Annotated in this window: 20 protein-coding genes and 1 riboswitch; of the genes, 11 read left to right on the forward strand and 9 right to left on the reverse strand. The window is 71.2% G+C overall.

The window, feature by feature from the left end; translation table 11 throughout:
- Window positions 1–2 precede the first annotated feature (2 nt).
- Window positions 3–983, forward strand: coding sequence for a DNA-binding protein WhiA (gene whiA / locus OG417_RS27315; RefSeq protein WP_285584085.1), 981 nt, complete (start codon window positions 3–5; stop codon window positions 981–983).
- Window positions 984–1,191: 208 nt separating this feature from the next.
- On the opposite strand, the gene OG417_RS27320 is transcribed toward whiA, so the two are convergent.
- Window positions 1,192–1,821 (reverse strand): hypothetical protein, encoded by a 630-nt coding sequence (locus OG417_RS27320; protein ID WP_329261973.1) that lies wholly within the window; start codon window positions 1,819–1,821, stop codon window positions 1,192–1,194.
- 331 nt (window positions 1,822–2,152) lie between these two features.
- On the opposite strand from OG417_RS27320, the gene gap reads away from it, so the two are divergent.
- The 7 genes from gap to glyA all read left to right on the forward strand — a co-directional run bounded on the left by gap (window position 2,153) and on the right by glyA (window position 7,918).
- Complete coding sequence (gene gap / locus OG417_RS27325) at window positions 2,153–3,157, forward strand: type I glyceraldehyde-3-phosphate dehydrogenase (protein WP_329261975.1); 1,005 nt, start codon at window positions 2,153–2,155, stop codon at window positions 3,155–3,157.
- Window positions 3,158–3,162: 5 nt separating this feature from the next.
- Complete coding sequence (locus OG417_RS27330; protein WP_329261977.1) at window positions 3,163–4,380, forward strand: phosphoglycerate kinase; 1,218 nt, start codon at window positions 3,163–3,165, stop codon at window positions 4,378–4,380.
- A gap of 1 nt (window position 4,381) precedes the next feature.
- Window positions 4,382–5,188, forward strand: coding sequence for a triose-phosphate isomerase (gene tpiA, locus OG417_RS27335; protein ID WP_329261979.1), 807 nt, complete (start codon window positions 4,382–4,384; stop codon window positions 5,186–5,188).
- Between the two features lie 129 nt (window positions 5,189–5,317).
- Window positions 5,318–5,560 carry a preprotein translocase subunit SecG gene (secG, locus tag OG417_RS27340; protein WP_285584091.1) on the forward strand — a complete coding sequence of 81 codons (243 nt, stop codon included), beginning with the start codon at window positions 5,318–5,320 and terminating at the stop codon, window positions 5,558–5,560.
- A gap of 84 nt (window positions 5,561–5,644) precedes the next feature.
- Complete coding sequence (locus OG417_RS27345) at window positions 5,645–6,016, forward strand: RNA polymerase-binding protein RbpA (RefSeq protein WP_285584093.1); 372 nt, start codon at window positions 5,645–5,647, stop codon at window positions 6,014–6,016.
- Window positions 6,017–6,117: 101 nt separating this feature from the next.
- Complete coding sequence (locus tag OG417_RS27350) at window positions 6,118–6,534, forward strand: DUF5655 domain-containing protein (protein WP_329261982.1); 417 nt, start codon at window positions 6,118–6,120, stop codon at window positions 6,532–6,534.
- Window positions 6,535–6,552: 18 nt separating this feature from the next.
- Window positions 6,553–6,636: riboswitch (ZMP/ZTP riboswitch) on the forward strand.
- A 16-nt stretch (window positions 6,637–6,652) separates the two neighbouring features.
- On the forward strand, window positions 6,653–7,918 hold the full coding sequence (gene glyA / locus OG417_RS27355; RefSeq protein WP_329261984.1) for a serine hydroxymethyltransferase: 1,266 nt from the start codon (window positions 6,653–6,655) through the stop codon (window positions 7,916–7,918).
- Window positions 7,919–8,019: 101 nt separating this feature from the next.
- Here the strand turns inward: glyA and OG417_RS27360 are convergent, their stop codons facing one another.
- From OG417_RS27360 to OG417_RS27370, 3 genes are all read right to left on the reverse strand, one after another.
- Window positions 8,020–8,640, reverse strand: coding sequence for an SRPBCC domain-containing protein (locus tag OG417_RS27360; RefSeq protein WP_329261988.1), 621 nt, complete (start codon window positions 8,638–8,640; stop codon window positions 8,020–8,022).
- A gap of 41 nt (window positions 8,641–8,681) precedes the next feature.
- Window positions 8,682–9,098, reverse strand: a complete 417-nt coding sequence (locus OG417_RS27365) for a TetR-like C-terminal domain-containing protein (RefSeq protein WP_329261991.1) — start codon at window positions 9,096–9,098, stop codon at window positions 8,682–8,684.
- A 114-nt stretch (window positions 9,099–9,212) separates the two neighbouring features.
- The gene (locus OG417_RS27370; protein ID WP_329261993.1) at window positions 9,213–9,848 is read right to left on the reverse strand and encodes a carboxymuconolactone decarboxylase family protein; all 636 of its coding nucleotides are present in this window, start codon (window positions 9,846–9,848) and stop codon (window positions 9,213–9,215) included.
- Window positions 9,849–9,941: 93 nt separating this feature from the next.
- On the opposite strand from OG417_RS27370, the gene OG417_RS27375 reads away from it, so the two are divergent.
- Entirely contained in the window at window positions 9,942–10,568 is a 627-nt protein-coding gene (locus OG417_RS27375) for an ATP-dependent Clp protease proteolytic subunit (protein WP_329261996.1), read from the forward strand.
- Window positions 10,569–10,593: 25 nt separating this feature from the next.
- On the opposite strand, the gene OG417_RS27380 is transcribed toward OG417_RS27375, so the two are convergent.
- Entirely contained in the window at window positions 10,594–11,280 is a 687-nt protein-coding gene (locus OG417_RS27380; protein WP_329262614.1) for a (2Fe-2S)-binding protein, read from the reverse strand.
- A gap of 56 nt (window positions 11,281–11,336) precedes the next feature.
- Here OG417_RS27380 and OG417_RS27385 point away from each other — a divergent pair, with 56 nt between their 5' ends.
- Complete coding sequence (locus OG417_RS27385; protein WP_329261999.1) at window positions 11,337–12,074, forward strand: class I SAM-dependent methyltransferase; 738 nt, start codon at window positions 11,337–11,339, stop codon at window positions 12,072–12,074.
- A 66-nt stretch (window positions 12,075–12,140) separates the two neighbouring features.
- On the opposite strand, the gene OG417_RS27390 is transcribed toward OG417_RS27385, so the two are convergent.
- Window positions 12,141–12,971, reverse strand: coding sequence for a helix-turn-helix transcriptional regulator (locus OG417_RS27390; RefSeq protein ID WP_329262001.1), 831 nt, complete (start codon window positions 12,969–12,971; stop codon window positions 12,141–12,143).
- A gap of 118 nt (window positions 12,972–13,089) precedes the next feature.
- Here OG417_RS27390 and OG417_RS27395 point away from each other — a divergent pair, with 118 nt between their 5' ends.
- Window positions 13,090–14,154, forward strand: coding sequence for an aldo/keto reductase (locus tag OG417_RS27395; protein WP_329262004.1), 1,065 nt, complete (start codon window positions 13,090–13,092; stop codon window positions 14,152–14,154).
- A gap of 99 nt (window positions 14,155–14,253) precedes the next feature.
- Here the strand turns inward: OG417_RS27395 and pgl are convergent, their stop codons facing one another.
- Genes pgl through zwf form a run of 3 tightly spaced genes read right to left on the reverse strand, consistent with a single transcriptional unit; the run spans window position 14,254 to window position 17,503 of the window.
- Window positions 14,254–14,991: a 6-phosphogluconolactonase gene (gene pgl / locus OG417_RS27400; RefSeq protein WP_329262008.1), complete on the reverse strand. Its 738-nt coding sequence runs from the start codon at window positions 14,989–14,991 to the stop codon at window positions 14,254–14,256.
- Window positions 14,988–15,965, reverse strand: a complete 978-nt coding sequence (locus OG417_RS27405; RefSeq protein WP_329262011.1) for a glucose-6-phosphate dehydrogenase assembly protein OpcA — start codon at window positions 15,963–15,965, stop codon at window positions 14,988–14,990. Before OG417_RS27405 ends, pgl begins: the two co-directional genes overlap by 4 nt.
- Window positions 15,966–15,967: 2 nt before the next feature.
- Window positions 15,968–17,503 (reverse strand): glucose-6-phosphate dehydrogenase, encoded by a 1,536-nt coding sequence (zwf, locus tag OG417_RS27410; RefSeq protein ID WP_329262013.1) that lies wholly within the window; start codon window positions 17,501–17,503, stop codon window positions 15,968–15,970.
- Between the last annotated feature and the right edge of the window lie 258 nt (window positions 17,504–17,761).

Raw genomic sequence — 17,761 nt, forward strand, 5'->3', positions numbered from 1 at the left:
CAATGGCGATGACCGGCGTGGTGAAGGACGAGCTGAGCAGGCTGTCCGTCATGAAGCCGTGCTGCCGCAAGTCCGAGGTGTCGACGCTGCTGCGCTTCGCCGGTGGACTGCACATTGTGAGCGGCCGGATCGTGATAGAGGCCGAGCTCGACACCGGAGCCGCGGCGCGACGTCTGCGCAAGGACCTCGCCGAGGTCTTCGGTCACACCTCCGACGTCGTGGTGCTCGCCCCGAGCGGGCTGCGCAAGGGCAACCGCTACGTCGTACGGGTCTTCCGCGACGGTGAGTCGCTGGCCCGCCAGACCGGGCTGATCGACAACAACGGCCGTCCGGTGCGCGGCCTGCCGCGGCACGTGGTGGCGGGCGCCGCCTGCGACGCCGAGTCCGCGTGGCGGGGGGCGTTCCTGGCCCACGGGTCGCTGACCGAGCCGGGCCGCTCGATGTCGCTGGAGGTGACCTGCCCCGGCCCGGAGGCCGCGCTGGCGCTCGTCGGTTCGGCCCGGAGGCTGCGGATCCACGCGAAGGCCCGCGAGGTCCGCGGCGTCGACCGCGTGGTCGTCCGCGACGGCGACGCGATCTCGGCGCTGCTGACCCGGCTGGGCGCCCACGACTCGGTGCTCGCGTGGGAGGAGCGCCGCATGCGCCGCGAGGTGCGCGCGACGGCCAACCGCCTGGCCAACTTCGACGACGCGAACCTCCGCCGCTCGGCCCGTGCCGCGGTCGCCGCCGGCGCCCGGGTCGCCCGCGCGCTGGAGATCCTCGCCGACGACGCGCCCGAGCACCTCGTGGCGGCGGGCCGGCTGCGCCTGGAGCACAAGCAGGCCTCGCTGGAGGAGCTCGGCCAGCTCGCCGACCCGCCGCTGACCAAGGACGCCATCGCGGGCCGGATCCGGCGGCTGCTGGCCATGGCCGACAAGCGCGCCATGGACCAGGGCATCGCCGGCACCGAGGCCAACGTCACCGCCGACATGCTCGCCCCCTGATCGCGGCGAAGGCGAGGAGGGCCCGGCACGCCAGGCGTGCCGGGCCCTCCTCACCTTCCGGAGCTCTCAGAGACCGTTCGGGGAAACCCTCGTCCCAGGCGGCAGGGCAGGGGGTCCACACGGGCTCTCGGAGGCTGCCCGGAGTCCTCGCCGGTCGCGAGCGGCGCCTTGGACGCCGCGCGGCGGGGCATGTGTTCCGGGCGGACTCTCAGCGCGGCGGGTACTGCTGTCCCTGGCCGGGCTGTCCTCCGTACTGCTGCCCGCCGTAGGGCTGCTGCCCCGGCCCGTACGGCTGCGGGTTCTGGCCGTAGGGCTGCTGCGGGCCCGGGTACGCCGGGCCGGCCGGCTGCTGCGGCGCGTACGGCTGCTGGGAAGCCGCCGCGTACGGCGCGGGCGCGGACGCCATCGCCCGGGCGGCCTGGATGCGCCGGAACGTCATGCTGAACGCCGCGACGGCGCCGATCGCCCAGAACAGGTACGTCTTGCCGTCAAGCGAGTCGAAGTACACCTTCGGGTGGTGCACCTCGACGCTGAGCACCTCGGAGAAGCCGTGGTGAGTCTCGTGAGCCACGTACGCGGGGATCGCGAGGAACTCCCCGAGCGCGCAGCCGATGATCGTGAACAGGGCCGCCACCAGGGCGATGCCCGTGCTCGACGGCCGGGCCGCGAACATGGTCAGGCCGACGAGGGCTCCCACCCCGATCGCCACCAGGCTGAACTCGTGCGCGGTGACCACGGTGATGACCGCCCAGAGGGCGGCACCGAGGATCATCGCGAGGAAACCCAGGACGATGGCTTTGCCGTTGCCCCCACTCGGGCGCGCGGACGATTCGTGCATGACACCTACCTTGCCGTTCTGTGGGCGCAGGCAGGCATTCACCTGGTGAATCAGCGCCCCACCCTTGATACGTGCTGGGTTTGATGGACGCATGATGCGGATGGTTCCCGGCAATTTGGTCTAGACCACGACTGGACCAACATGGTCTAGACCAATTAGGCTGCCTCTGGTTCGCCGCCCGCCATGGATGTTGGCTCCCGGCCGGGCGGCGGACCGATCGCCCCGGCGCCGCGGTGACGAGTTCCCCGCCCGGGTTCGATAAGGTCGGTTCTGAAAAACATCAAGTCACTGCCCCGGTAGACGACGCCGGGGGACGAAGGAGATTGGTGCCGTGACCATCCGGGTTGGCGTGAACGGCTTCGGTCGTATCGGCCGTAACTTCTGGCGCGCTCTCAACGCGGCCGGCGGCGATGTCGAGGTCGTGGCGGTCAACGACCTCACCGACAACGCCACGCTCGCTCACCTGCTCAAGTACGACAGCATCCTCGGCCGGCTGCCGGAGGACGTGAAGGCGGGCGCCGACGAGATCACCGTGGGCGGCCACACCATCAAGGCCTTCGCGGAGCGCGACCCGGCCAAGCTGCCGTGGGGCGACCTCGGCGTGGACATCGTCGTCGAGTCGACCGGCCTGTTCACCGACGCCACCAAGGCCAAGGTGCACGCCGACAACGGCGCGAAGAAGGTCATCATCTCCGCGCCGGCCAAGAACGAGGACGTCACGATCGTCCTGGGCGTGAACGACGACGCGTACGACCCCGCCCAGCACACGATCATCTCGAACGCCTCCTGCACCACCAACTGCCTGGGCCCGATGGCCAAGGTGATCAACGACACGTTCGGCATCGAGCGTGGCCTGATGACCACGATCCACGCCTACACCCAGGACCAGAACCTCCAGGACGGCCCGCACAAGGACCTGCGCCGCGCCCGCGCCGCCGCGCTCAACGTCGTGCCGACCAGCACCGGCGCCGCCAAGGCGATCGGCCTGGTGCTGCCCGAGCTCAAGGGCAAGCTCGACGGCTACGCCCTGCGCGTCCCGGTCCCGACCGGCTCGGCCACCGACCTGACCGCCACGCTGTCGCGCGAGACCACGGTCGAGGAGGTCAACAACGCGCTCCGCGCCGCCGCCGAGGGCCCGCTGCGCGGCATCCTCACCTACACCGAGGACCCGATCGTCTCCAGCGACATCGTCACCGACCCGGCGTCCTGCATCTTCGACGCGGGCCTGACCAAGGTCATCGGCGACCAGATCAAGGTCGTCGGCTGGTACGACAACGAGTGGGGCTACTCCAACCGCCTCGTCGACCTCGTCAAGCTCGTGGGTGCGAGGCTCTGACCCCGATGCGAACGATCGATGAGCTCGGTGACGTGCGTGGCAAGCGGGTCCTGGTCCGCTCGGACCTGAACGTCCCGCTCGCCGACGGCGTGATCGGCGACGACGGGCGCATCCGCGCCAGCGTGCCCACCATCAACGAGCTCGCGGAGAAGGGCGCACGCGTCATCGTGTGCGCCCACCTCGGCCGCCCCGCAGTGTCATTTGGGCGCGCCTCCGGCACGACGAAGCCTCAGCCGGAGTTCTCGCTGAAGCCGGTGGCGGCCCGCCTGGGCGAGCTGCTCGGCCGCGAGGTCCGCTTCGCCGACGACACGGTGGGTGAGTCCGCCAAGGCGACGGCCGAGGCGCTGGCCGACGGCGAGGTCGCCCTCCTGGAGAACCTCCGCTTCAACGCGGGGGAGACCAGCAAGGACGACGCCGAGCGCGGCGCGTTCGCCGACGCCCTGGCCGGTCTCGCCGAGCTGTACGTCGGCGACGGCTTCGGCGCGGTGCACCGCAAGCACGCCAGCGTCTACGACGTGCCGCAGCGGCTCCCGCACGCGGCCGGCGGGCTGGTCGCCGCCGAGGTCGAGGTGCTCAAGCAGCTCACCGAGGACCCCAAGCGCCCGTACGCGGTGGTCCTCGGCGGCGCGAAGGTCTCCGACAAGCTCGGCGTGATCGCCAACCTGCTCGGCAAGGTCGACCGCCTCCTCGTCGGCGGCGGCATGGCCTACACCTTCCTCAAGGCCCAGGGCCACGAGGTCGGCAACTCCCTCCTGCAGGAGGACCAGCTCGACCAGGTCAGCGGCTTCCTCAAGGAGGCCGAGCAGCGTGGTGTCGAGCTCGTGCTGCCGGTCGACGTGCTGGCCGCGACCGAGTTCGCCGCCGACGCGCCGCACGAGGCCGTCGACGCGACCGCGATCCCGGCCGACCGCGAGGGCCTCGACATCGGCCCCCGCACGCGCGAGCTGTTCGCGAGCAAGCTCGCCGACGCGGCGACGGTGTTCTGGAACGGCCCGATGGGCGTGTTCGAGTTCGACGCCTTCTCCGGCGGCACCCGGGCGGTGGCCGAGGCGCTGATCGCCGCGGGCGCGTTCACCGTCGTCGGCGGCGGCGACTCGGCGGCGGCCGTACGCAAGCTGGGTCTGCCCGAAGACGGGTTCTCGCACATCTCGACCGGCGGCGGCGCGAGCCTCGAGTACCTCGAAGGCAAGACGCTGCCCGGCCTGGCCGCTCTGGAGGACTGACGTGGCGCCGAAGAGTGCCGCCGGCGAGGGGGGCCGCAAGCCCCTCATCGCCGGCAACTGGAAGATGAACCTCAACCACCTCGAGGCGATCGCGCACGTCCAGAAGCTGGCGTTCGGCCTCAAGGAGGCCGACTACGAGGCGGCCGACGTCGCGGTGCTCCCGCCGTTCACCGACATCCGCAGCGTGCAGACGCTGGTGGACGCCGACCGGCTGGTGCTCAAGTACGGCGCCCAGGACATCTCGGCGCACGAGAAGGGCGCCTACACCGGCGAGGTGTCGGGCGCGATGCTCGCCAAGCTCGGCTGCACCTACGTGCTCGCCGGTCACTCCGAGCGCCGTGAGTACCACCGCGAGGACGACGCGCTCGTCAACGCGAAGGTGAAGGCGGCGTTCAAGCACGAGCTGACGCCGATCCTGTGCGTCGGGGAGGGCCTGGAGATCCGCCAGGCCAATGAGCACCTGTCGCACACGCTCGGCCAGCTCGACGGCGCGTTGGAGAAGGTGCCCGCGGACCAGGCCCGGCAGATCGTCGTCGCCTACGAGCCGGTCTGGGCCATCGGTACCGGCGAGGTCGCCACTCCCGACGACGCGCAGGAGGTGTGCGGCGCGATCCGTACACGCCTCGCCGAGTTGTACAGTGGAGATCTCGCCGATCAGGTGCGTATCCTCTACGGCGGTTCCGTCAAGGGTGACAACATCGCCGGCATCATGGCGCAGTCCGACATCGACGGAGCACTCGTCGGAGGCGCGAGCCTCGATGCCGGAGAGTTCATCAAGATCTGCCGGTTCCGTGAGCGGCTCGCCTGATCTTCGTCACCGGACTGGGCGTTTCTGCTGAGACGGGCGGGGGTAGTGACGTACCCTCGGAACGGATGACCTGAATACGCGACTATTCCCCGCGCCCGGCGGGGTTAATCACGAAAGCGCTGAACTGCTGTGATCATCGGAACTTCCATCGTCCTCATCATCACGAGCGCGCTGATGGTGTTGCTCGTCCTCCTCCACAAGGGCAAGGGCGGTGGCCTGTCGGATCTGTTCGGTGGCGGTATCAGCTCATCGCTGGGCGGGTCGTCCGTGGTCGAGCGCAACCTCGACCGGCTCACGATCGGCACGGGCATCATCTGGTTCCTGTCGATCATCGCCCTGGGCCTGCTGTTCGCACACGGCCACCACGGCTGATCCGCGGCACAGGCATACCGGCCAGGCAGTAGTTGACGGCCGTCGCGTCCTCGTCGCGACGGCAGGAATAACGAGGAGTACTCCGTGGGTAGTGGCAACGCCATTCGGGGCAGCCGCGTCGGTGCCGGCCCGATGGGAGAGGCCGAGCGCGGTGAAGCGGCACCCCGGGTGTGGGTGACGTTCTACTGCGCGAACCGGCACGAATCCCGGCCGAGCTTCGCGACCGACGTCGCCGTACCGGACCAGTGGGACTGCCCCCGCTGCGGTTTCCCCGCCGGCAAGGACCCCCAGAACCCCCCTGCGCCCCCGCGCAACGAGCCGTACAAGACGCACCTCGCCTACGTGAAGGAACGGCGCAGCGACGCCGACGGTGAGGCCATCCTCGAGGAGGCCCTCACCAAGCTCCGCAACGAGCGGGCCGCCATCCAGGCCGCCATGGAGCGCGCCCGCAACTAGGCATGGCCGCGACGGCCCGGTGCACGCCTCCTGCGTCCACCGGGCCGTCGCCGTTAACGGCTGTCCCCGCCAGGCGCCGCGCCGGCCTCTAGTGTGGGGGCGTGAGCCGGTGGACCTGTCCGGAGTGCGACCGCGAGTTCGGGCGTGCCGGGCAGCCGCACGTGTGCGTGCCCGGCTGCACGGTCGATGAGTGCTTCGCCCCGTGGCCCGAGAGCTACCGGGAGATCTACGACCGGCTGGTCGATCACCTTGCCACGCTGGGACCCGTCCACGCCGACGCGGTCGGGGTCGGGGTCTTCCTCAAGAGCGACCGCAAGCTCGCCGAGGTGCGCCCCAAGGCCCGGTCGCTCAACCTCTGGCTGTTCCTGCCGCGCCCGGTCGAGCACCCGCGGATCGCGCGCCGCCTGCCCGTCTCCGGCGACCGTACGATGCACGTCCTGAAGTTGCTGGACCCCGCCGACGTCGACGATCAGGTCTGTGCCTGGCTCGGCGAGTCCTTCGACGCCGCCACCGACTGATCCACGGGCGGCTACCATGGGTGGCCTCGCGACTGGCGCGTCGAGGTGGAGTTCACCACCGGGGAGCGAAGCAGTCCGGCACCGCGCGCCTGGGTGTCTGGAGCCGCAAGGAGGCTTCATGCACCAGCCACGTCTGTCCCATCTCACCGACGCCGATCCCGCCGTCGCCGAGCTCATCGAGGCCGAGGCCACGCGCCAGCACGACAAGATCCGGCTGATCGCGTCGGAGAACTACGTCTCGCCCGCCGTGCTGGAGGCCACCGGCTCGGTCCTGACCAACAAGTACTCCGAGGGCTACCCGGGCAAGCGCTACTACGAGGGCCAGCAGGTCATCGACCCGGTCGAGGAGCTGGCCCAGGAGCGCGCCCGTGCGCTGTTCGGCGTCCCGCACGCCAACGTCCAGCCGTACTCCGGCTCGCCCGCCAACCTCGCGGTGCACCTGGCGTTCATGGAGCCCGGCGACACCTTCCTGTCGCTGGAGCTCGCCCACGGCGGTCACCTGACCCACGGGTCGCCGGTGTCGATCTCCGGCAAGTGGCTGCGTCCCGTGCACTACGGGGTCGGCCGCACCACCGGGCGGGTCGACATGGACGAGGTACGCGACCTCGCGCGCAAGGAACGCCCGAAGGTCATCTTCTGCGGCGGCACGGCGATCCCGCGCACGATCGACTTCCCCGCGTTCGCCGAGATCGCCCGGGAGACCGGAGCCGTTCTCGTCGCCGACATCGCGCACATCGCGGGACTGGTCGCCGGGGGAGCGCACCCGTCGCCGGCCGGCCACGCCGACGTGATCACCACGACGACCCACAAGACCCTGCGCGGCCCGCGCGGCGCGATGATCATGACGACCGAGGAGCACGCCACCGCGATCGACAAGGCGATCTTCCCCGGGCTGCAGGGCGGCCCGCACAACCACACGACCGCGGCGATCGCCGTGGCGCTGGGCGAGGCCGCCCGGCCGGAGTTCCGCACCTACGCCCAGCAGGTCGTCGCGAACGCCAAGGCCCTCGCGGCCGCGCTGACGGCCCGCGGCTTCGACCTCGTCTCCGGCGGCACCGACAACCACCTGATCCTCATCGACCTGACCGCCAAGAACATCGCCGGCAAGCCGGCGGCCAAGGCGCTCGACCTCGCCGGCATCGAGCTCAACTTCAACACGGTGCCCTTCGACCCGCGCAAGCCGTGGAGCCCGTCGGGCATCCGCCTCGGCACGGCGGCGATCACCACCCGTGGCCTCACCGAGGAGCACATGGCCTCCGTCGCCGAGTGGATCGACCGCGCGGTCACGGCGGCGGAGGACGGACCCGCGCTCGAGAAGATCGCGGGCGAGGTCCAGGACCTGCTGAACGGATTCCCGATGCCGGGATGGGCGCCCGCCCGCTGACACGGCGACGCCGGCGCGGGCGGGAACGGCAGGTCCTCCCCGCCCGCGCCCATCGTTCTCACATGCCCCAAGACCAGGTAAAACCGCGCGCGGTCTCCGTGTCACCGTTTCTCAACCCGCCGTTTCAGGGCGTCATTCATGGCATGGAACTGCGGCAGTGTGTCGGAGTCGAGCTTGCCGCCGATGAAGGGGACGGCCACGCCGGTGAAGTTTTCGCTCTGGGTGAGGCGTACGAGGCGGGGGCCGAGCGGGCGCAGTGTGAACCGGTGCTCGCCATCGGCGATGCCGCGGAACCCGACCATGCCGAGCCGGCGCAGTTCGCGGTCGCGGTCCATGGTCAGCACGCGGGGGGCGAAGACCGAGTCACCGGTGCGGTCGTGCAGGATGCTGCGCAGTCGCGCCCCCTTCCGCAGGCGGCCGTCCCCGGAGGTCACCGTCGCGGACGTGATGAACGGGTTCCATTCGGGATAGGCGGGCAGGTCCGTCAGCACGCTCCAGACCTGATCGGGCGCCGCCTCGATGTCCACGGACGCCGTGAGCGTGACCGTGTGGACGTTGGCCCACACCGCGTACCCGGCAAGGAGCGCGGTCGGCGCGGCGAGCGTGACGAGTGCCCGGCGCCGGCGGGGCCGGCCCTCGCGGGTGGCGTGCTTCCGACCGCGTCCCGTCAGGTGGACGCGGCGAAGTGTCCCGGGCTCCTCGCTGCGCGTGGTGATGGTCATGCCTGGCCTTCTTTCGTGGGGGTCGTCATGGATGGTCGAGGTCACGGGGCCGCGCCGCCGAGGGCGGAGGCGACGAGACGATCGACGTATTCGGCATCCATGGGCTGGCCGGTGACCGGCAGCCGGTAGTAGAGGGCACCTGCGAGCTGGTCGAAGATCACGACGGGATCGGCCTCGGGCTTCAACTCGCCGCTGCCCCGTGCCCGTTCGAGCAGGCGCAGGACGAGAGCGTTGCGGCGGGCGAACATCGCCTGGACCGCTGCGCCGATGTCGGCGTGACGGGCCGCCGCGGCGGCGATCTCCGCGACGAGCCCGGCCGAGGCGGCGCCGGACCCGGCGGGCCGCCCGGCCGCACGTGCGCGGTGGAGACCGTTCACGATCTCGTTGAGGTAGCGGGTGAGATCCGCGCGTACGTCACCGGTGTACTCCACCGGTACCTCGTCCTGCAGCCGTGTCACCAGCGCGACGATCAGGTGGTCCTTGGTCGGCCACCTGCGGTACAGCGTGGTCTTCGCGACGCCGGCGAGCGGCCGGGTTCCCGTCAGGGGCGAAGGGAGAACCGCCGCGGCGGGTTAGGAGGCCGGGCCGGGGTCCCACGAGGGCGGCGCCTCGCCGTCGGGGACGCCGACGCGGAACACGCGCAGCTGCAAGGCGAGTGCGGAGTAGTAGCCGACGAGCGTGACGAGCTCCACCACGGCGGCCCGGCCCAGCGACGCCGTCGCCTCGGCGAACATCGGTGCGGACAGGTCGCCGTCGGCGGCGAGCGCGCGGGCCGTCTCGTGGACGATCCGCTCCCGCGCGTCGGCCAGGACCGGGTCCGCGCCGGTCCGCAGGGCGGTCAGCTCGTCCTCGGTCAGTCCCGCCCGGCGGCCGATGCGCTCGTGTGCGTACCACTCGTAGTCCGACCGGAGCCGTGCCGCGACGACGAGCGTCGCGATCTCCCGTTCGCGCTTGGTGAAGCTCGTACGGAACCGCAGCGCGGCGCCCAGCTCCTGGAGCGGGTCGCCGACGGCCGGGCTGTAGAGCATGGCGTTGAACGGGCCGAGCAGCCGCCCCTCCTCGTCGAGGAACGAGAATACGTTCGCCGGCCGGGGGCCGCCGACGATCGCCTGGTAGACGTCGCGCTGCTCGTCGCTCAGATCGTCCGGATGCAGGGAGGGAAGGCGCGGCTCGTCGATCACGGACAGCACCGTATCGTGGCGCGGCACGGCCGATCCGCGTACGGCGCGGCGACGGGGGAGGCGGAGGCCGGACTATCGTCGAGGACGGAACCTTCCGGCCGGATGAGAGGGATGGTCACCATGACAGTGCCGTCGTTTCCGCCCGAGTTCCCCTGGGAGCCGTCGCGACCGGAGCCCCGGCGCGATCCCCTCGACCTGCCCCAGCGGGGTCCGCAGAGCGGGCCGAGCGCCGCCGACCTGCTGTTCGACCGGCGCATCGTGCTGGCGAACGGCCGGATCGACGGCGACCTCGCGACCGACCTGTCCGCGCGGTTGATCATGCTCGACGGCAGTGGCGACGGGCCGATCGCCCTGCACCTGCGCGCCCCGGACGCCGACCTCGAGGCCGCGTTCGCGGTGGCCGACACGATGGGCGTCCTGTCCTGCCCGGTGAACGTCGTGGTGATCGGCCAGGCGGGCGGGCCCGCCCTGCTGATCCTGGCCGCCGGACGCAGCCGCGAGATGACGCCGCACGCGACCCTTCTGCTGACCGAGCCGGGCACCGAGACCGGCGGCGCGGCCTCCGACGTCGCGATCCACGAGAAGGAGTACCGGCGGAAGGTCGACGCGTACTACATCCGGCTCGCCGAGGTCACCGGCCGTGAGGTGGACGAGATCCGCGACGACGCGCGGGAGGGCCGCATGTTCACCGCCGAGCAGGCGCGGGAGTACGGACTCATCCAGGCGATCGCCGGCCATCGCCCGTGATCACGGCCGAAGTGGCACGACGAGGTCACGACTTCAGCAGGGCGCAGTCGCCGCACAGGCCACCGCCGGGGACGCGGTAGTACAGGCAGCAGCTCCGCCGCCGGAAGCCCCGCGGCCCGAGGTCGCCCGTGCCGCGCAGCGGCGGTGTCTCCAGCAGTTCCCGTACGAGCCCGGTGCCCGGTGCCGAACTCCCCGGACGCGCGCCGGTCAGCACGGTGAGCGCTCCCGCCAGCGCCGACGCGGCGTTGCCCCACAGCAGGCCCTCCGCGACCGGGGTCACGGCGCGGAGCGCGGCCACCAGCGGGCCCAGGTGGCGGTCGATCACGACCCGGTGCACGGCGGAGGCGTCCGCGGTGAGCCCGGCCACCTCGGGCGCCGCCAGCAGCACCGGGCCCGGCGAGGCCGCGCGCCAGTACGTGCCGGCCGGGTCCAGGTCGGGGACCACGCCGTGCTCCACCGCCGTCGCCAGCACCGGCGACCACAGCCGCCCCGCGATCCCCTGGAACAGCAGCGAGGCCGCCACGCGCTCCTCGCCGGTGCCCAGCCGCGCGCGTGCGGCGGCGATCTGGTCCGGCAGGGCGCGCCCCGCCAGCTCGGTGAACGGCCGCCAGAGCGGATGCCCGGCGACGCCGGGGTCGGTGTCGAGGGCGAAGAACGGACCGATCCGCGAGACGTCGGCGAGCGCCGCCGTGAGTCCTGGCCGGTGCTTCATCACCGCCCGAGCCTGCCGGTTACGGCCCGGCCGGTCAATTCTGGGACGATTGAGGCGTGATCTACGACCATCCCCAGGCGTACGAGCTGGCGTGTTCCTTCCGTGACGTCGGTGCCGAGGTGGACGCCCTGCTCGCGTGGGCGGGTCCGGTGCGTACGGTGCTGGAGCTGGCCGCGGGCCCGGCCGAGCACGCGCGGGAGTTCGCCCGCCGGGGCGTCACGGCCACCGCCCTGGACCTGAGCCCGGCGATGTGCGCGTACGCGCGCTCGCGGGGAGAGGGCCTGCCGCTGGAGGTGGTGGAGGCCGACATGACCGGGTTCCGGCTCGGCCGCCGGTTCGACCTGGTCGTCACCATGCTCGACTCGACCGCGCACCTCATGACGCTGGACGCCTTCGTGGCGTACCTGTCCCACGTCCGCGAGCACCTGGCCGACGACGGGCTGGCGGTCATCGAGATGAGCCACCCGGCCGACCGGCTCAGTGAGACCCCGCGCGTGTCCAACGCCTGGACGGTCGGCAAGGACGGCGTGAGCGCGCACATTCGCTGGGGCGAGCCCGGCGACGAGCTGGATCCGATCACCCAGGTCGTCAATGACCGGGTGACCATCGCGATCGACGGCGGTGAGGTGATCCAGGGCGTCGTGCCCTACCGCTTCTGGACCGCGACCGAGCTCCAGGCCGCCATCCGCCTCGCGGGCGGCCTCACCGTCGCGGCCCAGTACGGCGACTTCGACGCCGGGGTGTCGCTGGACTCCCCGGACGCCTGGCGCATGATCACGCTCCTGCGCCGCTAGGGTCGGTCGCGAAAGTGCCCTGTGGGAGCCGTGGACCGACCACGATCCGCCGGATGGACGGCTGCGTTACCGTGCGCACAACCGGTCCAATGCCGACCGGCTCTCGTCGTCCGCGGCGCGGAAGATCACCATGCGCTGATCCGGATCTTGAAGCGGCGCAAGCACTTCGAACCGTACCGCGATCTCACCGACGTCAGGATGCCGCATCACCTTGTGCCCGCGGCCGTTGACCTTGATGTCCCGCTCGGCCCACAGCCGCGCGAATTCCCCGTCACGAGTGATGAATTCGGCGATGAGGTCGGTCAACGCGCGATCCTCCGGATGTGCGGCCCACGCGGTGCGCAGGTGGGCGATCCCCTCCCGCACGACGCGTTCCCGGTCGACGTAGAAATCGCGTATCTCCGGATGCATCAGGCACAGCCACATCGCATTGCGCCGCGACGGAGGCAGGCTGTCGAAATCCAGTAGCAGCCTCGTCATCTCGTGGTTCCAGGCCAGGATGTCGTAGCGGTGGTTCATCAGCATGGCGGGCAGCGGCGACAGGTCGGCGACCAGCCGGGCCAGCGCCGGCGCTGCGGTGGTGGCGGGCTCGTCGGCGTTGCGGGGGCGCTGCTGGGCCAGGTTGAAGAGGTAGGCGCGTTCGACGGGGGCCAGGCGCAGCGCCCGGGCCAGCGCCTCGACGACGTCCGCTGAGGGCCGCAGCCCGCGCCCCTGTTCGAGCCGCACGATGTAGTCGGTGCTGACCCCGGCCAGTTCGGCGACCTCTTCGCGGCGCAGTCCCGGGGTCCGCCGGGCCTGCCGACGTGATGGCAGACCGAGCTCGCGCGGGTCGAGCCGTTCGCGCCGGGTCCGCAGAAACGCGGCCAGCTCCTGTGTTGTGTCCACGACGTGGGTCATCACGCGTCTCAACAGCCGGGGTAGGACTGGTGTTCCCAGGAATTTCCTTCCCTTACCCCCGGCTCGTGGCGGTCACAGTCTTGTTCTCGACAACGGATCACGGGCACAGGAGGACACGATGTCGCTCACCCTCGACACCTACCGGCTGCTGGGCCGCTCCGGGCTGCGAGTCTCGCCGCTGGCGCTGGGCGCGGCGACCTTCGGCACCGATTGGGGCTGGGGCGCCGGGCAGGACGAGGCACGCAAGCTGTTCGACGCCTACGTCGAGCGAGGCGGAAACTTCATCGACACCGCCAACACCTACACGAATGGCAGCTCCGAGCGCCTGCTGGGCGAATTCGCCCGCCGCGAGCGCGAGAGCCTGGTACTGGCCACGAAATACACGACGCTGCGCCGGCCCGGCGACCCGAACTCCGGGGGCGGCCACCGCAAGAGCCTGTTCGCCTCGGTGGAAGCGAGTCTGCGACAGCTCAATACGGACTACATCGATCTGCTCTATCTGCACGTCTGGGATTTCACGACACCGGTCGAGGAGATCCTGCGCGGCATGGACGATCTGGTCCGGCAGGGCAAGCTCCTGTACGTGGCGATCTGCAACGCCCCGGCCTGGCAGGTGTCGCGCATGCAGGCGATCGCCGACCTGCGCGGCTGGTCGCCGCTGGTCGCCCTGCAGATCGAGTACAACCTGATCGAGCGCACCGGGGAACGTGACCTGATCCCCATGGCACGCGAGATGGGGCTGGGCGTGGTCCCGTACTCACCGTTGGCCGGCGGGGTGCTCACCGGCAAGTACAGCCGCGATGACCTGGCCGCGACGAACGTCGTGTCCGGCGACAGCAACCGCAAGAGCTTCAACCTCGCGCTGGGCACGGTCACCGAACGCAATCTGGCCATCGCCGATGTCGTGAAGGAGGTCGCCACGGAGCTGGACCGCACACCCGCCCAGGTCGGGCTGGCCTGGACCCTGCGGAACCCGGGCGTGACGGCACCGATCATCGGCGCCCGCACCCCCGCGCAGCTGGAGGAGAATCTGGGTGCCCTGGAGGTCGACTTCACCGCCGCGCAACTGGCCCGCCTCGACGAGGCCAGCGCGATCGAACTCGGCTTCCCGCACGACATGCTCGCCAGTGACCACATCCGCAATGTGACCGCGGGTGAACTGAAGATCGAAACTCGCCACTGATCCCGATCGAGCGCCCGAGGCGGCAACCGCCCCAAGCGCCGACCGTGCCGGTCGCAGTCCCTCAACGAATGGCTGTGACCAGCACGTTCACAACGGACCCTAGCGCAGCTTCCCGGCGGCGGCCCGGTCGAACACGAACAGCGTCCGGGCGCGGCCTCGGGCGCCGGCGGCCGGCACGTGCGCCGGGTCGGCGTCGGAGAGGGCCAGCCGCGCGGCATCGGCCTTCGACTCGCCTGCGGCGAGGATCCACACCTCCTGGGCGGTGCGGAGTGCCGGGAGAGACAGGCTCAGGCGGGTGGGCGGTGGCTTCGGCGCCCCGTGAACGGCCACGACCGCGCGGCTCTCCCGCAGCGCGGGCAGGTCCGGGAACAGCGACGCCACATGCGCGTCGGGGCCCAGGCCGAGCATGAGGACGTCGAAGGACGGCACCTCGCCGTGCCCCGCCGCCTTGCGCAGCTCCTCGGCGTACCGCTCGGCGGCCTCCTCTGGGCTGAGCCCCGAGTCGGAGGCGGGCATCGGGTGCACGCGGCGCTCGTCCACGTCGACGTGATCGAGCAGGGCCGCGCGCGCCCCGGTCTCGTTCCGCTCCTCGTGCCCCGAGGGCAGGTATCGCTCGTCGCCCCACCAGATGTCCAGGTTGCGCCAGTCGACGGCGTCGCGGGCCGGAGCGGCGGCCACCGCGGCCAGGACGGCGGTGCCCACGCCGCCTCCGGTGAGGACGATGTGGGCACCGCCGCCCGCGGACTGCACGTCCACGAGCCGCGTCACCAGCCGCGCGGCGGCGGCCTTGGCGAGCAGGTCCTGGTCCCGATGGACGATGACGGACGGCACGGTCACGACTTCTTCGCCTTCGGCTTCGCGGCGCTCTTGGCGGCGGGGGCCGCCGGAGCGGGCTGCGCGGACGCCGCCTCCAGACCCTTGGCGAACCGCTGGACCGCCTCGTGGTAGACCTCGTCGGGGTCGAGACGCCGCAGTTCCTCGGCGAGCAGCTCGGAGGTCGAGCGCCGGTGCAGCGCGACCTGACGGTCGGGCTGGTCGGACCGCGAGAGCGTCGCGACCCGGCCGTCGGGGCGGGTGATCGCGATCTCGCCGTCCTTGGTGGAGAGGCGCACCGCCGTGATGCCCGGCCCACGCGACTCGGAGATCTCCGCCGAGATGCCGAGGCGCACCGACAGCCAGCCGCCGAGCAGCGCCGCGCTCGGGCTGCCGGAGTCGGCCTCGATGCGGGCCCCCGTGACGTCATCGTGCGGCTGGTCGAGGGCCGCGGCGAGCAGTGAACGCCACGGCGTGACGCGTGCCCACGCGAAGTCGGTGTCGCCGGGCAGGTAGCCGCCGGCCAGTCGCTTGAGCGTGCCGAGCGGGTCGGTGCCGCGCGTCGAGTCGGTCACGCGGCGCTGGGCGAGCGCGCCGAGTGCCTCGTCGCCCGGCTTGACCGGCGCCTCGCCCGGCCACCAGGTGACCACGGGCGTGTCGGGCACCAGCAGCGGCAGCACGACCGAGTCGGCGTGCTCGGCGAGCTGGCCGTACATCCGCAGCAGCACGGTCTCGCCCGGACCGCTCTCACCGACGCGGACCTCGGCGTCGACGCGGGACTCGGCCTCCCGGCCGCGGGCGATCACCCCGATGATGCGGCAGGGATGCTCACGCGCCACCTCCGTCGCGGCGCGGATCGCGTCGTACTGGGCCGCCTCGTCGGTCACGACGATCAACGTCAGCACCTTGCCGGTGGCCGGGCCGCCCATCCGGTGGCGGGTCGCGGTCAGCGCGTCCTGGATCTTGCGAGTGCTGGTGTTCGCCAGATCGATGATCATCCTTAGAGTCGCCTCCACGCTCGGCCGTCGCGGGCCATCATCTCGTCCGCCGCCTTGGGCCCCCAGCTACCCGAGGGGTAGGACTCCGGAGCGCCGTGCTTGTCCCAGTACTCCTCGACCGGGTCGAGGATCCGCCACGACAGCTCGACCTCCTCCTGGCGGGGGAACAGCGGCGGATCGCCGATCAGCACGTCCAGCAGCAGCCGTTCGTACGCCTCGGGGGAGGACTCGGTGAAGGACTCGCCGTAGTCGAAGTCCATGTTGACGTCGCGGACCTCCATCGAGGTGCCCGGCACCTTCGAGCCGAACCGCAGCGTCACGCCCTCGTCCGGCTGGACCCTGATGACCAGGGCGTTCTGTCCCAGCTCCTCGGTGTCGGTCTGCGCGAACGGCAGGTGCGGCGCGCGCTGGAACATCAGCGCCACCTCGGTGGCGCGCCGGGCCAGGCGCTTGCCGGTGCGCAGGTAAAACGGCACGCCCGCCCAGCGGCGCGTGTCGATGTCGAGACGCATCGCGGCGTACGTGTCGGTGCGCGAGCCCGGAGAGATGCCCTCCTCCTCGCGGAAGCCGGGCACCTTCACGCCGCCCTGCCAGCCCGCGGCGTACTGGCCGCGTACCGAGTAGGCGTCCAGGTCGGCCGGCAGGCGCACCGCGGACAGGATCTTGGCCTTCTCCGCGCGTACGGACTCGGCCTCGAAGGAGACCGGCTCCTCCATCGCGGTCAGCGCGAGGAGCTGGAGCAGGTGGTTCTGGATCACGTCGCGGGCGGCGCCGATGCCGTCGAAGTAGCCGGCCCGGCCGCCGATGCCGATGTCCTCGGCCATTGTGATCTGCACGTGGTCGACGTAGGAGCGGTTCCAGATCGGCTCGTAGAGCGTGTTGGCGAAGCGCAGCGCCAGGATGTTCTGGACCGTCTCCTTGCCGAGGTAGTGGTCGATGCGGAAGATCGACTCCTCGGGGAAGACCTCGTGCAGGATCTCGTTGAGCTCACGCGCGCTGGCCAGGTCGTGGCCGAACGGCTTCTCGATGACGACACGCCGCCAGGAGCCCTCCGACGGCTTGGACAGCCCGCTGCGCTGGAGCTGCTTGACGACGTCCTGGAAGAACTTCGGCGGGATCGACAGGTAGAAGGCGTAGTTGCCGCCCGTGCCCCGCTTGGCGTCCAGCTCCTTGACCGCCGTCGCCAGCTGTTCGAACGCCGCGTCGTCGTCGAAGGTGCCCGGCACGAAGTGGATGCCCTCGCTGAGCTGGTTCCAGACCTCCTCGCGGAAGGGCGTCCGCGCGTGTTCCTTGACCGCGTCGTGCGCGAGCTGGCGGAAGTCCTGGTGCTCCCAGTCGCGGCGGGCGAAACCGACCACGGCGAAACCCGGCGGCAGCAGGCCGCGGTTGGCCAGGTCGTAGATCGCCGGCAGCAGCTTCTTGCGCGCCAGGTCCCCGGTGACCCCGAACAGCACGAGCACACATGGCCCGGCCACGCGCGGCAGACGCTTGTCGCGGGGATCGCGGAGCGGGTTGAGGATGTTCTCGATCCGCGTCATCTGCCATCTCCGTCCTGCGTTGCTGTTCCGGTGGGCCGACTGATGCCCGACATCCCCGTCCTCCCTGGGCAGTGACGCGCCCGGCGGACCAGGCGCTCTGGCCGCGGGCCTCGCCGCGCGGCGATCGTGTGTCTCCGGTCATCGGCGAGCCGACGACCACTATCCCGAACCATCACGTCGTGCGCGATCTTCCCCCGTCGGCGGAATGTACGCCGCCGTGGGCGCCGGCCCTCCGCATTGTTCCATTCTCCGGCACAC

The organism is Actinoallomurus sp. NBC_01490, assembly GCF_036227085.1.
In the GTDB taxonomy this organism is placed as follows: Bacteria; Actinomycetota; Actinomycetes; order Streptosporangiales; family Streptosporangiaceae; genus Actinoallomurus; species Actinoallomurus oryzae.